This window comes from Stutzerimonas stutzeri (assembly GCF_024448955.1).
GTDB classification, from domain to species: Bacteria; Pseudomonadota; Gammaproteobacteria; order Pseudomonadales; family Pseudomonadaceae; genus Stutzerimonas; species Stutzerimonas stutzeri_AQ.
Genome location: NZ_JAMOIH010000003.1, coordinates 129,732 through 148,907 on the forward strand (window position 1 = coordinate 129,732; position 19,176 = coordinate 148,907).

Here is a 19,176-nt window from a genome sequence, read left to right on the forward strand (position 1 = left end):
CGCGTTTTCCGTTTCGCCATCTTCCTGGCTCGTGCTGTAATCCGGCGCTCGTTCCTGAGTCGGTCCGTTGCATGCCAGCCAAATCCTCTCGCCGTTCCCGCCTGCGCTTGTTCCTTTATCTTCTGCTTGGTCTCACTGTCACCGCGGTAGCCATCGCCGGTGCCCTATTGCATTGGGACGATCAGCTGCAGCTCTACTGGCAGGAGCAATTCGTCGATGCCGAGCAACGGGCGGCGAGTGTCTGGCTGCCGGACTACGAACTGGTGCTGGAAACCAGCTTGACCGGCCTGGAAGAAGACGAAACCTCGGGCCTGACCTGGAACCCTGCAACCGGCACGCTATTCACCGTCACCGGGCAGAACCCGCAGCTGGTCGAATTCACCGCGGGCGGTGTGGTGCTCCGGCGAGTACGGCTGACCGGCTTCTCCGATCCCGAAGCAGTCGAGGCGCTGGGTGACGGGCGGTTAGCCATCGTCGACGAGCGTCGCCGGCTGGTTGCGGTGTTCCAGCTGCCGCCAGGAGTGGAGGAGCTAGACCTCGACGATCTGGCGCACTACGACTTGGGTTTTGATGATGCAGGCAACAAGGGATTCGAGGGCTTGGCCTGGAATCCGCATACCCAACGCATGCTGCTTGCGAAGGAGCGCGATCCGCAGGGCCTGTTCGAATTACCATTCCCCGGTGAAGACGGCGCTGCCGGCGCATTGGAGGCACTGCCCAGCCAGCCACTGTTGGTACGCGACATTTCCTCGGTGGCCATTGACCCGCGTACAGGCCATACCCTGATGCTGTCAGACGAATCGCGCCTGCTCGTTGAGCTCGATTTGCGTGGTCGACCGCGCAGCTTCATCAGTTTGCTCGGTGGTCTCAACGGCGTGGTAGAAGGCATTGATCAGGCCGAAGGCGTGGCCATGGATGAGCGCGGCAATATCTACGTGGTCGGCGAGCCCAACCGCTTTTATGTCTTCAGCCGCAAGCGGTGACGGGCGGCGCCACTCGCTGTCATAGCGGCAGTCGCCGTTTCGTCTGTTAAGGTTCGGATAAGCCTGATGGCGCACACTTGCGGCCCTTTCATTTTGCAGAGCGGCAATATGCGTCGAGCTTTCAAGTTACTTCTAGCCGGGTTTTTCGGCGTGGCCCTGCTGCTGATGATCGCGGCAGGCCTGCATTACCAACTATTTGAACGCGCCTGGTTTCATCTCTCGCAGTGGCAGCAGGCGGGTGAGCGCCCGGCCGCTTCGCTATGGCTGCCGGACTATCGTGCCGTGATACAAGCCAAGCCCGTGCACGGCATTGATGATGACCTTTCCGCGCTGACCTACGACCCTGACCGCCAGAGCCTGATTGCCGTGACCAACGGAAACCCGCAGCTGATTGAGCTCAGCCTGGAAGGCACGCTGTTGCGGTCGATTCCGTTGCACGGTTTCGGCGATCCGGAGGCAATCGAATACATATCGCCTGGCGTGTACGTGATCGGCGATGAGCGCTTGCAGCGGTTGCTGAGGGTCGAGGTTGACGAACGCACTCAGTCGATCAACGCAGCAGACATGCAACAGCTCTCGGTGGGCATCGAGCAGAACGGCAATAAGGGCTTCGAAGGGTTGGCCTATGACCAGGCGGGCAAGCGACTGTTCGTAGCCAAGGAGCGTGACCCGGTGCGAATCTATGAAATTACAGGATTCCCTTTCGGCGACGACGAGCAGCCAATCGTGGTGCACATCAGTGAAGACCGGGAGCGTGACGCCGACCTGTTCGTGCGGGACTTGTCCAGCCTGCATTACGACGAGCGGAGTGGCCACCTGCTGGCGCTCTCGGATGAGTCGCGTCTGGTGGTTGAGCTGGATGTTCAAGGCAAGCCCATCAGCAGCCTGTCGCTAAGTGCGGGTACTGATGGGCTGGCAGCGAATGCCCCACAGGCAGAAGGCCTCGCCATGGGGCCCGACGGCACGCTGTATGTGGTCAGTGAGCCAAACCTGTTCTACCTGTTTCGCAAGGACTAGCCGGCAACTGGCCGGCAGATCGCAGGGCTCAACGCTTGAGTGTCTGCACGCCGTCCTTCGTACCGAGCAACAGAATATCGGCGGGACGTGCGGCGAACAGGCCGTTGGTGACCACACCCACTATGTTGTTGATCTGCGCTTCGACATCCGGCGCGAAGCCGATCATCAAGTTGTGCACGTCGAGAATGACGTTACCGTTGTCGGTTACTACGCCGTCGCGGTAGACGGGGTCGCCGCCTAGCTTGACCAGCTCGCGAGCCACGTGGCTGCGTGCCATGGGGATGACCTCGACCGGCAGCGGGAACTCGCCGAGGCGCTCGACCAACTTGCTGCCATCGGCGATGCAGATGAAGGTTTTGGCCACCGCTGCGACGATTTTCTCGCGGGTCAGGGCTGCACCGCCGCCTTTGATCAGCTCGAGATGGCTGTTGGTTTCATCGGCGCCGTCGATGTAAAACTCGAGTTCGGACACGGAGTTCAGGTCGTAGACCGGGATTCCATGTCCCTTCAGACGCTCGGCCGTCGCATCGGAACTGGCCACGGCACCATCAAAGAAGCCTTTGTGCTTGGCCAGCAGATCGATGAAAAAATTGGCGGTGGAGCCGGTGCCGACGCCGACGATGCTGCGGTCGGTGAGCGTTGGGACGATATGGTCGACGGCAGCCTGAGCGACGGCCTGCTTGAGTTGATCCTGGGTCATGGCGTGAGGGTCCGGGCGAAAGAAGAATCGAGGGTGCGAAATTATAGCGGGGCCTTGACGACGGGTCTTGCCCGACGAGGCTGTTCGGGTATGTAGCGCGCCGATTGTCGGTGGTCGGCGTGTTTTACGCAGGGTAGACTCATTGGCCCCGCAATGCCCGCCAAGAAAAGCCCACGATGCTCGAACAATACGTCAAGAAGATCCTCACCTCGCGCGTCTACGACGTTGCCGTGGAAACCCCGTTGCAACCTGCCCGCCAGCTTTCGGAGCGGCTCGGCAATCAGATTCTGCTCAAGCGTGAAGATTTGCAGCCGGTGTTCTCCTTCAAGATTCGCGGCGCCTATAACAAGCTGGCGCAGCTGTCGCCCGAAGAGCTGGCGCGCGGCGTGGTCACAGCCTCGGCTGGCAACCATGCCCAAGGGCTGGCGTTGGCTGCGCGTGAGCTGGGCATCAAGGCGACTATCGTCATGCCACGTACCACGCCGGAACTCAAGGTACAGGGCGTGCGCGCCCGTGGCGGCAAAGTGGTGCTGCATGGCGATGCGTTTCCCGAGGCGTTGGCCCATTCGCTGAAGCTGGTCGAAGAGAAGGGCTACGTCTATATCCATCCTTATGACGATCCGCATGTGATCGCAGGGCAGGGCACCGTGGCGATGGAAATCCTCCGCCAGCATCAGGGCCCGCTCGATGCGGTGTTCGTGCCGGTCGGCGGTGGCGGCCTGATCGCCGGCGTTGCGGCCTACATCAAATATCTTCATCCGGAAACCAAGGTCATCGGTGTCGAACCGGACGATTCCAACTGCCTGCAACAGGCGATGGCGGCGGGCGAGCGCGTGGTGCTTTCGCAGGTGGGGCTGTTCGCCGATGGTGTCGCGGTGGCCCAGATCGGCGAGCACTGCTTCGATGTCTGCAAGCACTATGTCGACGAGGTGATCACCGTCAGCACCGATGAAATCTGCGCGGCGATCAAGGACATCTACGACGACACCCGCTCGATCACCGAGCCGGCGGGCGCCCTCGCGGTGGCGGGGATCAAGAAGTACGTCGAGCGCGACGGCGTGACCAAGCAGGTGCTGGTGGGTGTCGATTCGGGTGCCAATGTCAACTTCGATCGCTTGCGGCACGTCGCCGAACGCGCCGAGCTGGGCGAGAAGCGCGAGGCTATCATCGCCGTGACCATCCCCGAGCAGCCGGGCAGTTTCAAGGCTTTCTGCGAGGCCCTGGGTAAGCGTCAGATCACCGAATTCAATTACCGCTATCACCAGGATCGCGAGGCGCACATTTTCGTTGGCGTGCAGACGCATCCGGAACACGATCCCCGCGCGGCGCTGGTCGAAGGGCTGCGAGCCAAAGGCTTTCCGGTGCTGGATCTCACCGACAATGAACTGGCCAAGTTGCACACACGTCACATGGTGGGTGGGCATGCGTCCGGCGTCAGCGACGAGGTGGTGTTCCGCTTCGAATTCCCGGAGCGGCCGGGTGCGCTGTTCAACTTCCTCAACAACCTGGGCGGTCGTTGGAATATTTCAATGTTCCATTACCGCAACCACGGCGCAGCTGATGGTCGAGTGGTCGCTGGCCTGCAGGTGCCAGCCGAAGAGCGCCACCTGCTACCGGCCGCGCTGGACAAGATCGGCTACCGCTATTGGGACGAAACAGATAACCCTGCCTATCAACTATTTCTTGGCTAACCAGCCGTACCGCGAGGATTGATGGAACACTATCAACTGCTGAACATCGTCCACGCCGCTCTGGCGATCATCCTGACGCTCGGTCTGGTTGCCCACATCGCGGTGCTGTGGAAGGCCTGGCGGCGTGCCGACTCGGCCGTGCTGCAGCAGAAGCTGCGAAGAACGCGCCTGATGTCGCTGCCGCTGCTTGCGGTAATGGCATTGTCGTTGCCGGTGACCGGCTGGTGGCTGGCGCATCTGGCGGGCTTTCCGCTTGGTCAGCTGTGGTTGCTCGCCAGCTCGGTGCTGTTTCTGCTGCTGGTGCCGCTCGGGTTGTTGCTCGGCGGCCGTCTGCGGGCCTGGCAGGGGCTGGGTGATACGCCGGCGCCTGCGTCCCTTCCACGTTTTGCGCTGGTGTATGCCGGCCTGATCCTGCTGATTCTGATCGTCATCATGGGCCTGATGGGGGCCAAGCCGGTCTGATGCGCATCCTGCTGGTGGGTGCCGGCGGCTTCATTGGCCGGCATTTGCTGCGGGCGTTGCATGCCGAAGGCCATCAGCTGTTCGCGGCTTCGCGATCGGGGCACGGCGCCGAACTCCCCGGCGTGCGCTGGCTGCCGCTGGAACTCGTCAAACTGTCCAACCAGCCTGAGCATTTCAACTGGCCGGACGGCATCGATCTACTCATCAATGCCAGCGGCGTGCTCAGCGCTGACGCGCATCACCTTAGCGAAGTGCAGGATCGTGGCGTACGTGCGCTGTTCGATCTTGCGGCGCGTAACGGCGCGCGCATTCTTCAGCTGTCCGCGCTGGGTGCGGGAGAGCAGCCGGATGTGCCCTTTCTAGCCAGCAAGGCCGCTGCCGACGACTACCTTCTCTCATTGCAAGCGCCCGCCGTGGTGCTACAGCCTTCGCTGGTGCTTGGCGAGGGCGGGGCGAGCAGCGGCTGGCTGAGTCGTCTTTCGCCCTTGCCGCTGATTCCGTTGCTCGATACCCAGGCGCGGGCGCAGCCGCTGCATGTGGATGATCTTGTCGCGGCGGTGCTTGGATTGCTGCGCCAGTGGCCTGAGCGGCCATGCATCGTGCCGCTGGTGGGTCCTGAAACGATGACCCTGCCGCAGTTGATCGATCGGCTGCGTGCCGCCCAGGGCTGGCATCCAGCGCGCTATGTCCAGGTGCCAGCAGTGGTTAGCGGCTTGGGCGCACGGCTCGGTGATCGGCTGGGTTGGCGTGCGCTCAATTGCCAGACGCTGACACTGGCCCAACGCGACAATCTCGCTTCGCCGGACGCAATGAAAACTATCTGTGGCTGCGCTGCGGCGCCTCTGGCGAGCCGGCTGATCGGCTGGCCGCGGCGCGAACAGAGCGTGGCCTTGACGTTGCGTCCGTTGCTGCTCGCGATGTTGGTGCTGATCTGGCTGGGCACCGCGCTGGTTTGCCTCGGCCCGGGCTACGACTGGGGGCTGCGTATCATGGCTGAGATCGGCGTGCGGGGCTGGCAGGCCGCCGCCGCGGTGATCGCCGGTGCTCTGGCCGATGCCGCGCTCGGGGTTGGCCTGCTGCTGCGGCGCTGGCGCCGTCACGCCCTGCGTGCGCAGCTGGCATTGATGCTCGGCTACATGCTGATAATCAGCCTATGGCTGCCACATTACTGGTTCGATCCTTTCGGCGCGGTGGCCAAGAATATCGTGCTGCTGGTCGCTACCTTGTGGCTGCTGTGGACCGAGCCAGTACCGGAGAAACGACGATGAGCCTGTATCTGTTGCTGAAGACGCTGCACATCCTGTCCTCGACGGTGCTGTTCGGCACCGGGCTGGGATCGGCGTACTACAGCTGGCGCGCCTGGCGTAGCGGCAAGGTCGAAGTGATCGCCGTGACCTTTCGCCACTTGGTGTTCGCCGACTGGGCGTTCACCGCGACCACGGCAGTCATCCAGCCGCTCAGCGGTCTGGCGCTGGTGCACCTGGCCGGTTTCGACCTGACCCAGCCCTGGTTGATGTGGAGCATCGCGCTCTACGTACTGGCCGGGGCTTGCTGGTTGCCGGTGGTGTGGCTGCAGATTCGCGTGCACAAGCTGGCCGAGCAGGCGCTGCGCGACGGCACCCCGCTGCCTGCCGAGGCGTTCCGTTACATGCGCTGGTGGTTCGCCCTCGGCTGGCCTGCGTTCATCTCGTTCGTGGTGATTTTCTATTTGATGGTCAGCAAAGGCGCCCCTTGAAGTCCGTAGGGCCGAATTTACTCGTCCGCGGAGTCGTGCCAGGCCGAACAAGTTCGGCCCTACAAGCTACTCCAAGGACAGTTCCTTCGAGGGCGCAGCGAGCTAAAAGATCTAGCGCAGGCTGATGATGTCCCAGCCGCGCTGCTGCGCGATCTCACGCAGGATCGGATCGGGATCGACCGCAACCGGATGGCTGACCCGCTCGAGCAGCGGCAGGTCGTTGCGCGAATCGCTATAGAAGTAGGCATCATCCAGGCTCTGGTCGTTTTCCTCCAGCCAGCGTTCGATCCGCGTGACCTTGCCCTCCTGGAAGCAGGGCACATCGGTGAGGCGCCCGGTATAGCGACCGTCGGCCATCTCGCATTCGGTGGCCAGTAACGTATCGACACCCAGCCGCTTGGCGATCGGCCCGGTGATGAAGCGGTTGGTGGCGGTAATGATCACCACCCGATCGCCAGCCTCGTGATGCTGGCGCACCAGGGCCTCGCCCTTGGCCAGCACGATGGGTTCGATATGGTCGCGCATGAATTCGTCATGCCACTGCGCCAACTGCGCCATCTCGCTGCGCCCCAGCAGTTCCTGGCAGAAGTTCTGATACGCCAGCACGTCCAGCTCGCCGGCCAGGTAGTCCTGATAGAAAGCGTCGTTGCGGGCCCGGTAATCGGTAGCGTCGACCAGGTTGCGCTGGCAAAGGAATTCGCCCCAGGCGTGGTCGCTGTCACCGGCCAGCAGGGTGTTGTCGAGATCGAATAGGGCCAGGCGCACGCTGCGTTCCTCGGAGCCATGAAGGGACGCGAAGCATAGCGGGATTGCCCGGCGCATGGCACCCGCAACGCGTCGAACGGGCCCCGGAGGCGGTTGATGATCGGCATGCTCAGCGCGCTTTCTGCTTATCGTCTTTTTGTGGAACAATGCCGCGACATGCGTTTGCGAGGTTGTATGCCGTGATCGACTCCGATGGTTTTCGCCCCAATGTCGGCATCATCCTGACCAATGATGACGGGCAGGTATTGTGGGCCCGACGGATTAATCAGGACGCCTGGCAATTCCCGCAGGGCGGTATCAATCCGCGCGAGACGCCGGAAGAGGCGCTCTACCGTGAACTCAACGAAGAAGTCGGGCTGGAACAGCAGGATGTGAAGATCCTCGCCTGCACGCGGGGCTGGCTGCGTTATCGTCTGCCGCAACGCCTGGTGCGTACTCATAGCCAGCCGCTGTGCATAGGACAGAAGCAGAAGTGGTTTCTGCTGCGTCTGACCGGTGCTGAGGACCGGGTGCGCATGGACCTGACCGGCAAACCCGAATTCGATGGCTGGCGCTGGGTCAGCTACTGGTATCCACTGGGCCAGGTAGTTACCTTCAAGCGCGAGGTTTATCGTCGCGCCTTAAAAGAACTCGCCCCGCGCCTACTGGCGCGGGATTGACGGGAGAAAGCCTCTGAGCATGCTCGGCACGCTGCGCAAGATCGTCCAGGAAGTGAATGCCGCCAAGGACCTCAAGGCGGCATTGGGCATTATCGTGCTGAGAGTTCGTGAGGCCATGGGCAGCCAGGTCTGCTCGGTCTATCTGCTCGACCCCGAATCGGGCCGTTTCGTCCTGATGGCCACCGAGGGTCTGAACAAGAAAGCCATCGGCAAGGTCAGTATGGCCCCGAACGAGGGTCTGGTCGGTCTGGTCGGTACCCGTGAGGAACCGCTCAATCTCGAGCACGCCTCCGAACATCCCCGCTACCGCTATTTCGCCGAAACCGGAGAAGAGCGCTACGCCTCGTTCCTCGGTGCACCGATCATCCACCATCGGCGGGTGATGGGCGTGCTGGTCATCCAGCAGAAAGAGCGGCGCCTGTTCGATGAGGGTGAGGAAGCCTTCCTCGTCACCATGAGTGCGCAGCTCGCCGGCGTCATTGCACACGCCGAGGCGACCGGTTCGATCCGCGGCCTCGGTCGGCAGGGCAAGGGCATTCAGGAAACCCGCTTCATCGGCATCCCAGGTGCGCCGGGCGCGGCCGTGGGGACCGCGGTGGTGGTCCTGCCACCGGCCGATCTGGACGTGGTGCCGGACAAGACGATCAATAACATTCCGGCGGAACTCGAGCTGTTCGAAACCGCGCTCGAAGCGGTGCGGACCGATATGCGCGCGCTGTCTGAGAAGCTCGCCACACAGATGCGCAAGGAAGAGCGCGCGCTGTTCGACGTTTACTTGATGATGCTCGACGATTCCGCCCTGGGCGGCGAGGTGACCAAAGTCATTCGCACCGGCCAATGGGCCCAGGGGGCCTTGCGCCAGGTGGTCGGCGATCACGTCGCACGTTTCGAGATGATGGACGACGCCTATTTGCGCGAGCGTGCATCGGATGTCAAAGATATCGGCCGGCGTCTGCTCAGCTACCTGCAGCAGGCACGCCAGCAGACCCTGATCTATCCGGACAAGACGATTCTGGTCAGCGAGGAGCTGTCTCCGGCCATGCTAGGCGAAGTGCCGGAAGGCAAGCTGGCGGGCATGGTTTCGGTACTGGGCTCAAGTAACTCCCATGTCGCCATCCTGGCGCGTGCCATGGGCATTCCCACGGTGATGGGGGCGGTGGACCTGCCGTATTCGAAGGTCGATGGCATCGAGCTGATCATCGACGGTACGCGCGGCGAAATCATCACCAACCCGGCCAAGGTGCTGCGCGAGCAATACCTCGTCCTCGCCGAGCAGGAGCGCCAGCTCTCCGAAGGCCTGGACATCCTGCGCGAGCTGCCTTGCGAAACCACCGACGGCTTACGCATTCCGCTGTGGGTCAATACCGGTCTGCTGGCCGACGTGGTGCGGGCGCAGGAGCGCGGCGCCGAAGGCGTTGGCCTGTATCGCACCGAAGTGCCCTTCATGATCAAGGAGCGCTTCCCCAGCGAAAAGGAGCAGATGGCGATCTATCGCGAGCAGCTGGAGGCCTTCCATCCACTGCCGGTGACCATGCGAACCCTGGATATCGGCGGCGACAAAAGCCTGCCGTATTTCCCGATCAAAGAAGAGAACCCCTTCCTCGGCTGGCGCGGCATCCGCGTCACGCTGGATCACCCCGAGATCTTCCTGCTGCAGACCCGGGCGATGCTCAAGGCCAGCGCCGGGCTGAACAACCTTCGCATCCTGCTGCCGATGATCTCCGGCACTCACGAGCTGGAAGAGGCCATGCACCTGATTCACCGTGCCTGGGGCGAGGTGCGCGATGAAGGTACGGACGTCGAGATGCCGCCGATCGGCGTGATGATCGAAGTGCCGGCAGCGGTCTATCTGACCCGCGAGCTGGCGCGTCAGGTGGATTTCCTTTCGGTGGGCTCGAACGACCTGACGCAGTATTTGCTGGCAGTCGACCGCAACAATCCGCGCGTCGCCGATCTCTACGATTATCTGCATCCGGCGGTTTTGGAGGCTTTGCAGCGCATCGTTCGCGAGGCCCACGACGAGGGCAAGCCGGTAAGCATCTGCGGCGAGATGGCCGGCGACCCCGGTGCGGCCATGCTGCTGCTGGCGATGGGTTTCGACAGCCTTTCGATGAACGCCACCAACCTGCCGAAAGTGAAGTGGATGCTGCGCCAGATCAGCTCATCCATGGCCCGCGAGCTGCTGGCCAAGGTGATGGTGATGGACAGTCCGCAGGTGATTCGTGCGACGGTGCAGCTGACCCTGCGTAACCTCGGCCTCGATCGTTTGGTCAACCCGTCGGCGGCGATCTAGAGTCTTGAGCGCTTGCCCGCCAGTTCTTGATGAGCGCCAGCCCTAGCCCCGCAACGGCGGCAGGCTGACTCGGCTCTCGCCCAACGCACCGGCTGGGCCGAAGCGGCGCTCGATGATGTCCGCCGAGCCATCGGCGCGGCGAAGCAGTGCGGTGCTGGCGCGGGTTCCGTAATCGGCGCTGGCGATGAACACGGCGGACAGCCTCTTTTCCCATTCGTATGGTACGCCGGTGCTGGGCAGATCAGTGTCAGCGGCAAGCTGCGCGTCGCTCAATAGCTGGAGCAGATCATCCGCTTTCGGTGCCCTTAGGCATTCATGCAGTGCCGAGCGGGCTCGCACCAGTTTCGGCCAGGGCGTGTTCAGCGCCGCGTTGGATAATCCGTAGACGCCAGCGGACAGCTGTTCCGGTATCCCGGTGTGCGAATTGAGATACCAGAGTTCATGTGCGTCGCCTACGAGCAGATTGAATCCGGAATAGTGCTGCAGGTTGCCGGCCAGCTCGACCAGGTAAGCCTCCGGCGATAGCTGACCGCGTAGAAAGCGCTCCGGCAACTCGCCCCGTGAGCGCGTTCCGAGAGGTGAACCAGGCGCCCGAATATTCGTCAGCGCGGCGAAACGACCAGCAGGCCCTACGCCCATCCAGGTACCGCCGGCCTGCAGATCGCGCCCCGCGACGATGTGCGGCGCGTCGTCCCAATAGCCCAGCGGCTGGCTTGGGCGCGCATGAAACTCGTCACGGTTGGCCGCGACGATCAGCGGTAGCGCATGGGTCGGGCGCCAGGCGAATACGATCAGGCACATAGGTTTGCTCAGCTGAAAGCTTGAAGCCATAAGCTTGAAGCCAAGCAGCCCGGATCGGCAACCTGTTCCAGCTTTTCAGCTACCATGCCGCTTTGTTTTTTGGGACGGTCCGATGGAGTTCGTGCTTTATCTGCTGCTTGGCGGATTCGCTGGTGTGCTGGCCGGGCTGTTCGGTGTTGGTGGCGGGATGATCATCGTCCCGGTGCTGGTGTTCAGCTTTACCCTGCAAGGTTTCGATCAGCAGGTACTGACCCATCTGGCCGTCGGCACATCGCTGGCGACGATCATCTTCACTTCGCTGAATTCGATCCTGGCCCACCACCGCAAGGGCGCGGTGCAATGGCCGGTGGTGCTGTGGATGACCCTCGGCATCCTGCTCGGCGCTGCGTTGGGCAGCGTTACTGCCGCCGCGATTCAAGGGCCGATGCTGCAAAAAATCATCGGCGTGTTCGCCATCGCCATGGCGATCCAGATGGCCTTCTCGTTGCAGCCCAAGGCCAGCGCTGGCGTGCCTGGCAAGCCTGGGTTGACGCTGGCGGGCGTGGTGGTTGGCTGGGCTTCGGCGATCTTCGGGATTGGCGGGGGCTCACTGACAGTGCCCTTCCTCAGCTGGCGCAGCGTACCGATGCAGCAGGCGGTCGCGACGTCCGCGGCCTGCGGTTTGCCCATCGCCCTCGTCGGTGCGTTGAGTTTTGTAGTGGTCGGCTGGCAGGATGCGTATCTGCCGGAATGGAGCTTCGGTTTCGTCTATCTGCCGGCAATGGTGGGTATCGCGATAACCAGCATGTTTTTCGCCCGCATCGGTGCGCAGCTGGCGCATCGGCTGTCGGCGCCGATGCTCAGGCGCCTGTTTGCGCTGTTGCTGCTTTGCGTTGGTATCAACTTCTTGATCTGAGGAAACCCGGATGTTGCCTTATCCGCAGATAGACCCAGTAGCTGTCTCGCTCGGACCGCTGCAGATTCACTGGTACGGCCTGATGTACCTAATCGGCATTGGCGGCGCCTGGCTGCTCGCGTCGCGCCGGCTGCATCGTTTCGACCCCAGCTGGAACAAGGACAAACTCTCCGATCTCGTCTTCTGGGTCGCCATGGGCGTGATCGTCGGCGGGCGGCTGGGCTACGTGCTGTTCTACGATCTGGCTGCCTACCTCAACGACCCGAGCCTGATCCTTCAGGTCTGGAAGGGCGGCATGTCGTTCCATGGCGGCCTGATCGGCGTGTTGCTGTGCACCTGGATCTTCGCGCGGCGTAACGGAAAAAGTTTTTTCCAGCTGATGGATTTCATCGCACCCTTCGTACCCATCGGCCTGGGCGCCGGACGCATCGGCAACTTCATCAATGCCGAGTTGTGGGGCAAGGCGACGGATGTTCCTTGGGCGATGGTGTTCCCCACCGATCCGCAGCAACTCGCGCGGCACCCCTCACAGCTCTACCAATTCGCACTGGAAGGCGTGGCGCTGTTCGTCATTCTGTGGATTTACTCGAGCAAGCCGCGCCCGACCATGGCGGTGTCCGGGCTGTTCGCGGTGTGCTATGGCATCTTCCGCTTCATCGTCGAATTCGTGCGAGTGCCCGATGCCCAACTCGGCTACCTGGCCTTCGGCTGGTTGACCATGGGGCAGGTGCTGTGTGTGCCGATGGTGCTGATCGGCCTTGGCATGATCGCATGGGGCTACCGCAGCGCCCCGGCCAAGGCATCGGCCTGAGCCATACGCCCGGCTTGTCGCCAAGCGCAAGACAAGCCGGGCGCCGGCTCTTACTATTCACAGGTTTCCTTTCACCGCGCCTCGGCGCCCGCTTCGAGCCCATCGATGAAACAGTATCTCGACCTGATGCGCCATGTGCGCGAGAACGGCACTTTCAAGAGCGATCGCACCGGCACCGGCACCTACAGCGTGTTCGGCTACCAGATGCGCTTCGACCTGGCCGACGGTTTCCCGCTGGTGACCACCAAGAAATGCCACCTCAAATCCATCATTCATGAGCTGCTGTGGTTCCTGCAGGGCGATACCAACGTGCGCTATCTGCAGGAAAACGGCGTGCGCATCTGGGACGAATGGGCCGACGAGAATGGCGAACTCGGACCGGTCTACGGCTATCAGTGGCGTAACTGGCCGGCGCCCAATGGGGAGTCGGTCGACCAGATCGCCAAGCTGATCGAGATGATCAAGAGCAATCCAGACTCCCGCCGCCTGATCGTTTCCGCCTGGAACCCGGCGCTGGTCGACCAGATGGCGCTGCCGCCGTGCCATGCGCTGTTCCAGTTCTACGTCGCCGACGGCAAGCTCAGCTGCCAGTTGTATCAGCGCTCGGCGGACATCTTCCTCGGCGTGCCCTTCAACATCGCCAGCTATGCGCTGCTGACGCTGATGGTGGCGCAGGTCTGCGACTTGCAGCCGGGCGAGTTCATCTGGAGTGGTGGCGACTGCCATCTGTACGCCAATCATCTGGAACAGGCCGATTTGCAGCTGACCCGTGAGCCGCTGTCGCTGCCGACGATGAAGCTCAATCCCGAGGTCAAGGACCTGTTCGCCTTCCGTTTCGAGGATTTCGAGCTGGTCGGCTATGAAGCGCATCCGCACATCAAGGCGCCCGTGGCGGTTTGATATCGGACTTTGGTCGGGTTCTTCCTGGGCGATAGCCTGACTGTCACATTTGCGCTATAGACTCGACCGATTGTGTTTCGGGAGGTCGGGCATGCGCAGGGTAGTGTTCAATCAGAAAGGCGGTGTTGGTAAGTCCAGCATTGCCTGCAATCTCGCGGCGGTGAGCGCGGCCGAGGGCTACCGCACCTTGCTGGTGGACCTCGATGCCCAAGCCAACTCCAGCCATTACCTCAGCGGATTGGCCGGGGGCGATCTGCCCACCGGCATCGCCGACTACTTCAAGCAGATACTGGCTGGCGGCGCGGCGGGCAAAAAGGCGCGGCCGCCGATCAGCGAGACCCGCTTCGATAATCTGCATCTGGTCGGCGCCACCGCCGAGCTGGCGGATCTGCAACCGAAGCTCGAAGCCAAGCACAAGATCAACAAGCTACGAAAGCTGCTGGAAAGCCTCTCAGAAGAATACGAGCGGATCTATATCGATACGCCGCCGGCCCTCAATTTTTTTACGGTATCGGCATTGATCGCGGCGGACCGTTGCCTGATTCCGTTCGACTGCGACAGCTTTTCTCGCCAGGCGCTGTACAGCCTGCTCGAGGAAATCGAGGATCTACAGGAAGACCACAACGAAGGGCTTGAAGTCGAGGGCATCGTGGTCAATCAGTTTCAGCCGCGGGCGGCGTTGCCGCAGCAGATGATCGACGAGCTGCTGGCCGACGGTTTGCCGGTGCTGCCGGTGCATCTGATGAGTTCGGTGCGGATGCGTGAGTCGCATCAGGTCTGCGTGCCGCTGATTCATTTCGATCCGCGGCACAAGCTGACCCAGCAGTTCGTCGCGCTGCACGCGCATCTGGAAGGTCACTGATTCACTCGTCGCGCGAACCTTCGATCTTGCGTCCCAGCCGGGAAGCGTAGAGCTCGCCAACGATGCCGCGGCGGAAGATCAGCACGCAGACCATGAAGATGATCCCGGTTACCAGCGTGACCGGAAGCTCCGAGGTCGCGAAATAGTTGCCCAGCGTAGTCACCAGCGCGGCGCCGAACACCGGACCGACCAGCGTGCCAATGCCGCCAAGCAGCGTCATCAGCACCACTTCGCCGGACATCTGCCAACTGACATCGGTGAGTGTGGCGAACTGGAACACCAGCGCCTTCAGCCCGCCGGCCAGCCCGGCCAGCGCCGCCGACATGACGAAGGCGCCGAGCTTGTAGCGGGACACCGAATAGCCGAGGGAAATGGCGCGGTTTTCGTTTTCACGAATCGATTTGAGAATCATGCCGTAGGGCGAGTTGATGATTCGCCAGATCGCCAACAACCCGAGCAGAAACACCGTCAGCACGAAAAAGTACATGCTCAGCGGCTCTTTCAGGTCGATCAGCCCGAACAGGTGGCCGCGCGGAACGCCCTGGATGCCATCTTCGCCGTGGGTGAAGGGCGCCTGCAGACAAAAGAAGAAGAACATCTGCGACAGCGCCAGCGTAATCATGGTCGAGTAGATGCCCTGCCTGCGGATCGCCAGAAAACCGATCACCAAGCCCAGAAACGCGGCGCCGACCACGCCGACCAGAATGCCCAGTTCAGGCGTCAGGCCCCATTCCTTGACCGCATGAGCGGTGAAATAGGCGGCACCGCCGAAGAACGCGGCATGGCCGAACGAGAGAATGCCGGTGTAGCCGAGCAGCAGATTGAACGCGCAGGCGAACAGCGCGAAGCACATCACCTTCATCAGGAACACGGGGTAGAAATACAGGGGCGCCAGTACCAGCGCGACGATGCCTAGGAGAATCAGGATCCTCTCGGCATTCCAATGCTTTCGCTTTGCTGCGGACGTTGCGGTCGCTTGCATATCAGCCATCCCTTCCCATCAGGCCCGCAGGGCGCACGAGCAACACGATCGCCATGACCACGAAGATCACGATGTTGGACGCCTCGGGATAGAACACCTTCGTCAGCCCCTCGAGGATGCCGAGCATGTAGCCGGTGATGATCGCGCCGAGGATCGAGCCCATGCCGCCGACCACCACCACGGCGAACACTACGATGATGAGGTTCGAGCCCATCAACGGGCTGACCTGGTAGATCGGCGCCGCGAGAATCCCGGCGAGCCCGGCCAGACCGGCGCCCAGTCCGTAGGTGAAGGTCAGCAGCAAGGGAACGTTGATGCCGAAGGTGCGCACCAGTGTCGGGTTCTCGGTCGCCGCACGCAGATAGGCGCCGAGTTTGGTCTTTTCGATCAGCAGCCAGGTACCCAGGCAGATCAGCAGCGACGCCAGCACGACCCAGGCGCGGTACTTGGGCAGGAACATGAAGCCGAGGTTGTAGCCGCCCGACAGCAGGCTCGGCACCGCGTAGGGCTGGCCGGATGAGCCGTAGTAGTAGCGGAACGCGCCCTCCAGCGCGAGCGCCAGGCCAAAGGTGAACAGCAGACCGTAGAGGTGATCGAGGTTGTACAGGCGCGATAGCGCCAGCCGCTCGACCGCCGCGCCGATCAGGCCGACGATCAGTGGCGCCAGAATCAGCGCCGGCCAATAACCGATGCCCAGTACCGCCAGCAGCAGATAACCGGCGAAGGCGCCCATCATGTACTGCGCGCCGTGGGCGAAGTTGATCACCTTGATCAGGCCGAAGATGATCGCCAGGCCAAGGCTGAGCATGGCGTAGAACGATCCGTTGATCAGGCCGATCAGCAATTGCCCGAGAAAGGCCTGAATGGGTACGCCGAAGATCTCGGTCATCAGACCCCCAGGGTTTCGTTGAGTATCGTCATGCGATCGGGTAGCTCGCTGACATGGAAGTTGTCGACGATCTTTCCATGATCGACGAGATAGAAGCGGTCGGCGACCTTGCTGGCGAAACGGAAGTTCTGTTCCACCAGCAGGATGGTCATGCCGCGCTGCTTGAGGGTCAGCAGGACGTCGCCGATGCGCTGGACGATCACCGGTGCCAAGCCTTCGGTGGGTTCGTCGAGCAGCAGCAGTTTGGTTCCGGTACGCAGGATTCGCGCGATGGCCAGCATCTGCTGTTCACCACCCGAAAGCTTGGTCCCGGCGCTATGGCGGCGTTCCTTGAGATTGGGGAACAGCTCGTAGATTTCGCCGACGCTCATGCCGCCCTGGGCGATGATTGGCGGCAGGGTGAGATTTTCCTCGACCGTCAGGGTGGCAAAGATGCCGCGTTCTTCCGGCACGAAGCCCATCCCGGTATGAGCGGTTCGGTGCAGCGGCACGCGCATCATGTCTCGGCCATCGAACTGAATCGTTCCGGTCCGTTTGCGGATGATGCCCATAATCGAACGCAGCGCCGTAGTCTTGCCGACACCGTTGCGGCCAAGCAGCGTCACGGTCTCGCCCTGATGCACGTCCAGGTCGATGCCGTGCAGGGCATGGCTTTCGCCATACCAGGCGTTCAGTTCGCGAACGCTCAGCAGTGGGGTCGCCTCACTCATCTTCCGTCCCCATATAGGCTTCGCGGACGCGCGGGTCTTGGCTCACGCTGCGGTAATCGCCCGAGGTGAGGATTTCCCCGCGCTGCAAGACGGTGACCTGATCGCAGAGGTCGGCGACGACTTTCAAGTTGTGTTCGACCATTAGCACGGCGCGGTCGCGGGCGACCTCACGGATCAGGTCGGACACTGTATGCACGTCTTCGTGGCCCATGCCGGCCATGGGTTCGTCGAGCAGCAGCACCTTTGGCTCCAGCGCCAGGGTCGTGGCGATTTCCAGCACGCGCTTGCGCCCGTAGGAAAGATCCGCGGCGGGTCTGTTGCATGCATCCTGCAGGCCGACAGACTCGATCAGCGCCATGGCGCGCTCGTTCAGCCGGTTCAACGAGCGCAGCGGCAACCAGAACTGAGTGGCCAGTCCGCCGGGCCGTTGCAGCGCCACGCGGACGTTCTCCAGTACGCTCAGATGTGGAAACACCGCGGATATCTGAAAAGATCGCACCAGTCCCATACGGGCCACCTTGGCCGGGTCGGTGCGAGTGATGTCCTGGTCGAGCAACCTGATGCTGCCGCTCGATGGTTGCAGAAACTTGGTCAACAGATTGAATACCGTCGTCTTGCCCGCGCCGTTGGGGCCGATCAACGCATGGACCCGGGCGTGATGGACGTCCAGATCGACGTTGTTCACCGCCACGAACCCACCGAAATCGCGGCGCAATCCACGCGCCGACAGCACGACGCGCGGTTGGCCGTCAGTGCGCGGGGAAGCCACGGCTTCCCCGGGTGCGTTGCCCATGCTGGCCGCCATGCTTATTGCTTGACCAGGTCGCAGCCACTCTCGGCTGGTTTGATGTATGCCTCGTCGCCCGGCACCGTGGCGAGGACCTTGTAGTAATCCCAGGGCTCCTTGCTTTCGTCCGGCTTCTTCACCTCCATCAAATAGACGTCGCTGATCAGACGTCCGTTGGCACCGACCTTGGCATCGCGGGCGAAGAGGTCGTTAACCGGCATCTCGTGCATGGCCTTGGCGACCGCTTCGGTCTCATCGGTGCCGACCTTGTCGATCGCCTTGAGGTACTGCAGCACGCCCGAGTAAGTGCCGGCGTGGACCATGTTCGGCATGCGGCCGGTGCGTTCGAAGAAGCGTTTGCCGAATTCGCGGGACTGGTCGTCACGATCCCAGTAGAAGCTCTCGGTAAGTGTCAGGCCTTGCGCCGCTGCAAGACCGAGCCCGTGCACTTCGGAGAGGGTGAAGAGCAGCGCCGCCAGACGCTGGCCGCTGGCAACGATGCCGAATTCCGCTGCCTGTTTGATCGCGTTGGCGGTATCCATGCCCGCGTTGGCCAGGCCGATGACTTCGGCGCCGGATGACTGCGCTTGCAGCAGGAACGACGAGTAATCGTTGGTCGCCAGTGGATGGCGCACCGCGCCCTTGATCTCGCCGCCCTTGGCTTTGACGAATGCGCTGGTCTGCTCTTCCAGCGAGTAGCCGAAGGCATAGTCGGCGGTGAGGAAGTACCAGCTATCGCCGCCCTGGGATACCAGCGCGCCACCGGTGCCGACCGCCAGCGCGTGGGTATCGTAGGCCCAGTGGAAGCCGTAGGGCGAGCACTGCTTGCCGGTCAGTTCGGCGGTGGCGGCGCCCGTCACCAGGTTGATCTTCTTCTTTTCCTTGGAAATGCCTTGCACTGCGAGTGCGACGGAGGAGGTGGTCAGCTCCATGATGGAATCGACCTGTTCGCGGTCGTACCACTGGCGGGAAATGTTCGAGGCGATGTCGGGTTTGTTCTGATGATCGGCGGTGACGATCTCGATGGGGGCGCCTTGCACCGTTCCGCCGAAATCCTCGGCCGCCATCTTCGCCGCCTCGTAGGACCATTTGCCGCCGAAGTCGGCATAGACGCCGGATTGGTCGTTGAGGATGCCGATTTTAACCTTGCCATCGGATATCTCCGCTGCCGACGCGGGAATCACCGCCGCTGCGCTCAGTGCTGCCGTTGCAATTGCCAGAAGCTTCATCGCCT

20 protein-coding genes are annotated in these 19,176 nt (G+C 62.2%); 12 read left to right on the forward strand and 8 right to left on the reverse strand.

The features are described 5' to 3' along the window. Nucleotides 1–71 precede the first annotated feature (71 nt). Both NA645_RS04110 and NA645_RS04115 read left to right on the forward strand, forming a co-directional pair. The gene (locus NA645_RS04110; protein ID WP_256047658.1) at nucleotides 72–983 is read left to right on the forward strand and encodes an SdiA-regulated domain-containing protein; all 912 of its coding nucleotides are present in this window, start codon (nucleotides 72–74) and stop codon (nucleotides 981–983) included. Between the two features lie 108 nt (nucleotides 984–1,091). After that, nucleotides 1,092–2,000 (forward strand): SdiA-regulated domain-containing protein, encoded by a 909-nt coding sequence (locus NA645_RS04115; RefSeq protein ID WP_256047659.1) that lies wholly within the window; start codon nucleotides 1,092–1,094, stop codon nucleotides 1,998–2,000. Between the two features lie 28 nt (nucleotides 2,001–2,028). On the opposite strand, the gene rpiA is transcribed toward NA645_RS04115, so the two are convergent. After that, nucleotides 2,029–2,700: a ribose-5-phosphate isomerase RpiA gene (gene rpiA / locus NA645_RS04120; RefSeq protein ID WP_256047660.1), complete on the reverse strand. Its 672-nt coding sequence runs from the start codon at nucleotides 2,698–2,700 to the stop codon at nucleotides 2,029–2,031. A gap of 176 nt (nucleotides 2,701–2,876) precedes the next feature. Here rpiA and ilvA point away from each other — a divergent pair, with 176 nt between their 5' ends. From ilvA to NA645_RS04140, 4 genes are read left to right on the forward strand one after another with little or no spacing between them, the layout of a single operon-like run. Next, complete coding sequence (ilvA, locus tag NA645_RS04125) at nucleotides 2,877–4,391, forward strand: threonine ammonia-lyase, biosynthetic (RefSeq protein WP_423836559.1); 1,515 nt, start codon at nucleotides 2,877–2,879, stop codon at nucleotides 4,389–4,391. A 21-nt stretch (nucleotides 4,392–4,412) separates the two neighbouring features. Further along, on the forward strand, nucleotides 4,413–4,853 hold the full coding sequence (locus tag NA645_RS04130) for a DUF2269 family protein (protein ID WP_256047661.1): 441 nt from the start codon (nucleotides 4,413–4,415) through the stop codon (nucleotides 4,851–4,853). Then, nucleotides 4,853–6,121 (forward strand): SDR family oxidoreductase, encoded by a 1,269-nt coding sequence (locus NA645_RS04135; protein WP_256047662.1) that lies wholly within the window; start codon nucleotides 4,853–4,855, stop codon nucleotides 6,119–6,121. Before NA645_RS04130 ends, NA645_RS04135 begins: the two co-directional genes overlap by 1 nt. Next, on the forward strand, nucleotides 6,118–6,588 hold the full coding sequence (locus tag NA645_RS04140) for a DUF2269 family protein (protein WP_256047663.1): 471 nt from the start codon (nucleotides 6,118–6,120) through the stop codon (nucleotides 6,586–6,588). The genes NA645_RS04135 and NA645_RS04140 overlap by 4 nt, the downstream gene beginning before the upstream one ends. Before the next feature lie 111 nt (nucleotides 6,589–6,699). Here NA645_RS04140 and NA645_RS04145 read toward each other — a convergent pair whose 3' ends face one another. Beyond that, nucleotides 6,700–7,353 (reverse strand): HAD family hydrolase, encoded by a 654-nt coding sequence (locus NA645_RS04145; protein ID WP_256047664.1) that lies wholly within the window; start codon nucleotides 7,351–7,353, stop codon nucleotides 6,700–6,702. Between the two features lie 179 nt (nucleotides 7,354–7,532). On the opposite strand from NA645_RS04145, the gene NA645_RS04150 reads away from it, so the two are divergent. Together NA645_RS04150 and ptsP are read left to right on the forward strand one after the other, a co-directional pair. Next, complete coding sequence (locus NA645_RS04150; RefSeq protein ID WP_256047665.1) at nucleotides 7,533–8,012, forward strand: RNA pyrophosphohydrolase; 480 nt, start codon at nucleotides 7,533–7,535, stop codon at nucleotides 8,010–8,012. A 19-nt stretch (nucleotides 8,013–8,031) separates the two neighbouring features. Continuing rightward, complete coding sequence (gene ptsP, locus NA645_RS04155; protein WP_256047666.1) at nucleotides 8,032–10,305, forward strand: phosphoenolpyruvate--protein phosphotransferase; 2,274 nt, start codon at nucleotides 8,032–8,034, stop codon at nucleotides 10,303–10,305. Nucleotides 10,306–10,347: 42 nt separating this feature from the next. Here ptsP and NA645_RS04160 read toward each other — a convergent pair whose 3' ends face one another. Further along, nucleotides 10,348–11,106 (reverse strand): NRDE family protein, encoded by a 759-nt coding sequence (locus tag NA645_RS04160; RefSeq protein WP_256047667.1) that lies wholly within the window; start codon nucleotides 11,104–11,106, stop codon nucleotides 10,348–10,350. A gap of 112 nt (nucleotides 11,107–11,218) precedes the next feature. On the opposite strand from NA645_RS04160, the gene NA645_RS04165 reads away from it, so the two are divergent. From NA645_RS04165 to NA645_RS04180, 4 genes are all read left to right on the forward strand, one after another. Beyond that, nucleotides 11,219–12,001 carry a sulfite exporter TauE/SafE family protein gene (locus NA645_RS04165; protein WP_256047668.1) on the forward strand — a complete coding sequence of 261 codons (783 nt, stop codon included), beginning with the start codon at nucleotides 11,219–11,221 and terminating at the stop codon, nucleotides 11,999–12,001. A 10-nt stretch (nucleotides 12,002–12,011) separates the two neighbouring features. Next, entirely contained in the window at nucleotides 12,012–12,812 is an 801-nt protein-coding gene (gene lgt / locus NA645_RS04170) for a prolipoprotein diacylglyceryl transferase (RefSeq protein ID WP_256047669.1), read from the forward strand. 105 nt (nucleotides 12,813–12,917) lie between these two features. Next, the gene (locus NA645_RS04175; RefSeq protein WP_256047670.1) at nucleotides 12,918–13,712 is read left to right on the forward strand and encodes a thymidylate synthase; all 795 of its coding nucleotides are present in this window, start codon (nucleotides 12,918–12,920) and stop codon (nucleotides 13,710–13,712) included. 91 nt (nucleotides 13,713–13,803) lie between these two features. After that, nucleotides 13,804–14,574 carry a ParA family protein gene (locus NA645_RS04180; RefSeq protein ID WP_256047671.1) on the forward strand — a complete coding sequence of 257 codons (771 nt, stop codon included), beginning with the start codon at nucleotides 13,804–13,806 and terminating at the stop codon, nucleotides 14,572–14,574. Between the two features lies 1 nt (nucleotide 14,575). Here the strand turns inward: NA645_RS04180 and NA645_RS04185 are convergent, their stop codons facing one another. The 5 genes from NA645_RS04185 to NA645_RS04205 are packed head-to-tail and all read right to left on the reverse strand — an operon-like array spanning nucleotide 14,576 to nucleotide 19,171. Next, complete coding sequence (locus NA645_RS04185; RefSeq protein WP_256047672.1) at nucleotides 14,576–15,556, reverse strand: branched-chain amino acid ABC transporter permease; 981 nt, start codon at nucleotides 15,554–15,556, stop codon at nucleotides 14,576–14,578. Nucleotide 15,557: 1 nt separating this feature from the next. After that, on the reverse strand, nucleotides 15,558–16,445 hold the full coding sequence (locus NA645_RS04190; protein WP_256047673.1) for a branched-chain amino acid ABC transporter permease: 888 nt from the start codon (nucleotides 16,443–16,445) through the stop codon (nucleotides 15,558–15,560). Further along, the gene (locus NA645_RS04195; RefSeq protein WP_256047674.1) at nucleotides 16,445–17,155 is read right to left on the reverse strand and encodes an ABC transporter ATP-binding protein; all 711 of its coding nucleotides are present in this window, start codon (nucleotides 17,153–17,155) and stop codon (nucleotides 16,445–16,447) included. The genes NA645_RS04190 and NA645_RS04195 overlap by 1 nt, the downstream gene beginning before the upstream one ends. Then, on the reverse strand, nucleotides 17,148–17,960 hold the full coding sequence (locus NA645_RS04200) for an ABC transporter ATP-binding protein (RefSeq protein WP_423836560.1): 813 nt from the start codon (nucleotides 17,958–17,960) through the stop codon (nucleotides 17,148–17,150). The genes NA645_RS04195 and NA645_RS04200 overlap by 8 nt, the downstream gene beginning before the upstream one ends. A gap of 2 nt (nucleotides 17,961–17,962) precedes the next feature. Next, complete coding sequence (locus NA645_RS04205) at nucleotides 17,963–19,171, reverse strand: ABC transporter substrate-binding protein (protein ID WP_256047676.1); 1,209 nt, start codon at nucleotides 19,169–19,171, stop codon at nucleotides 17,963–17,965. Nucleotides 19,172–19,176 lie beyond the last annotated feature (5 nt).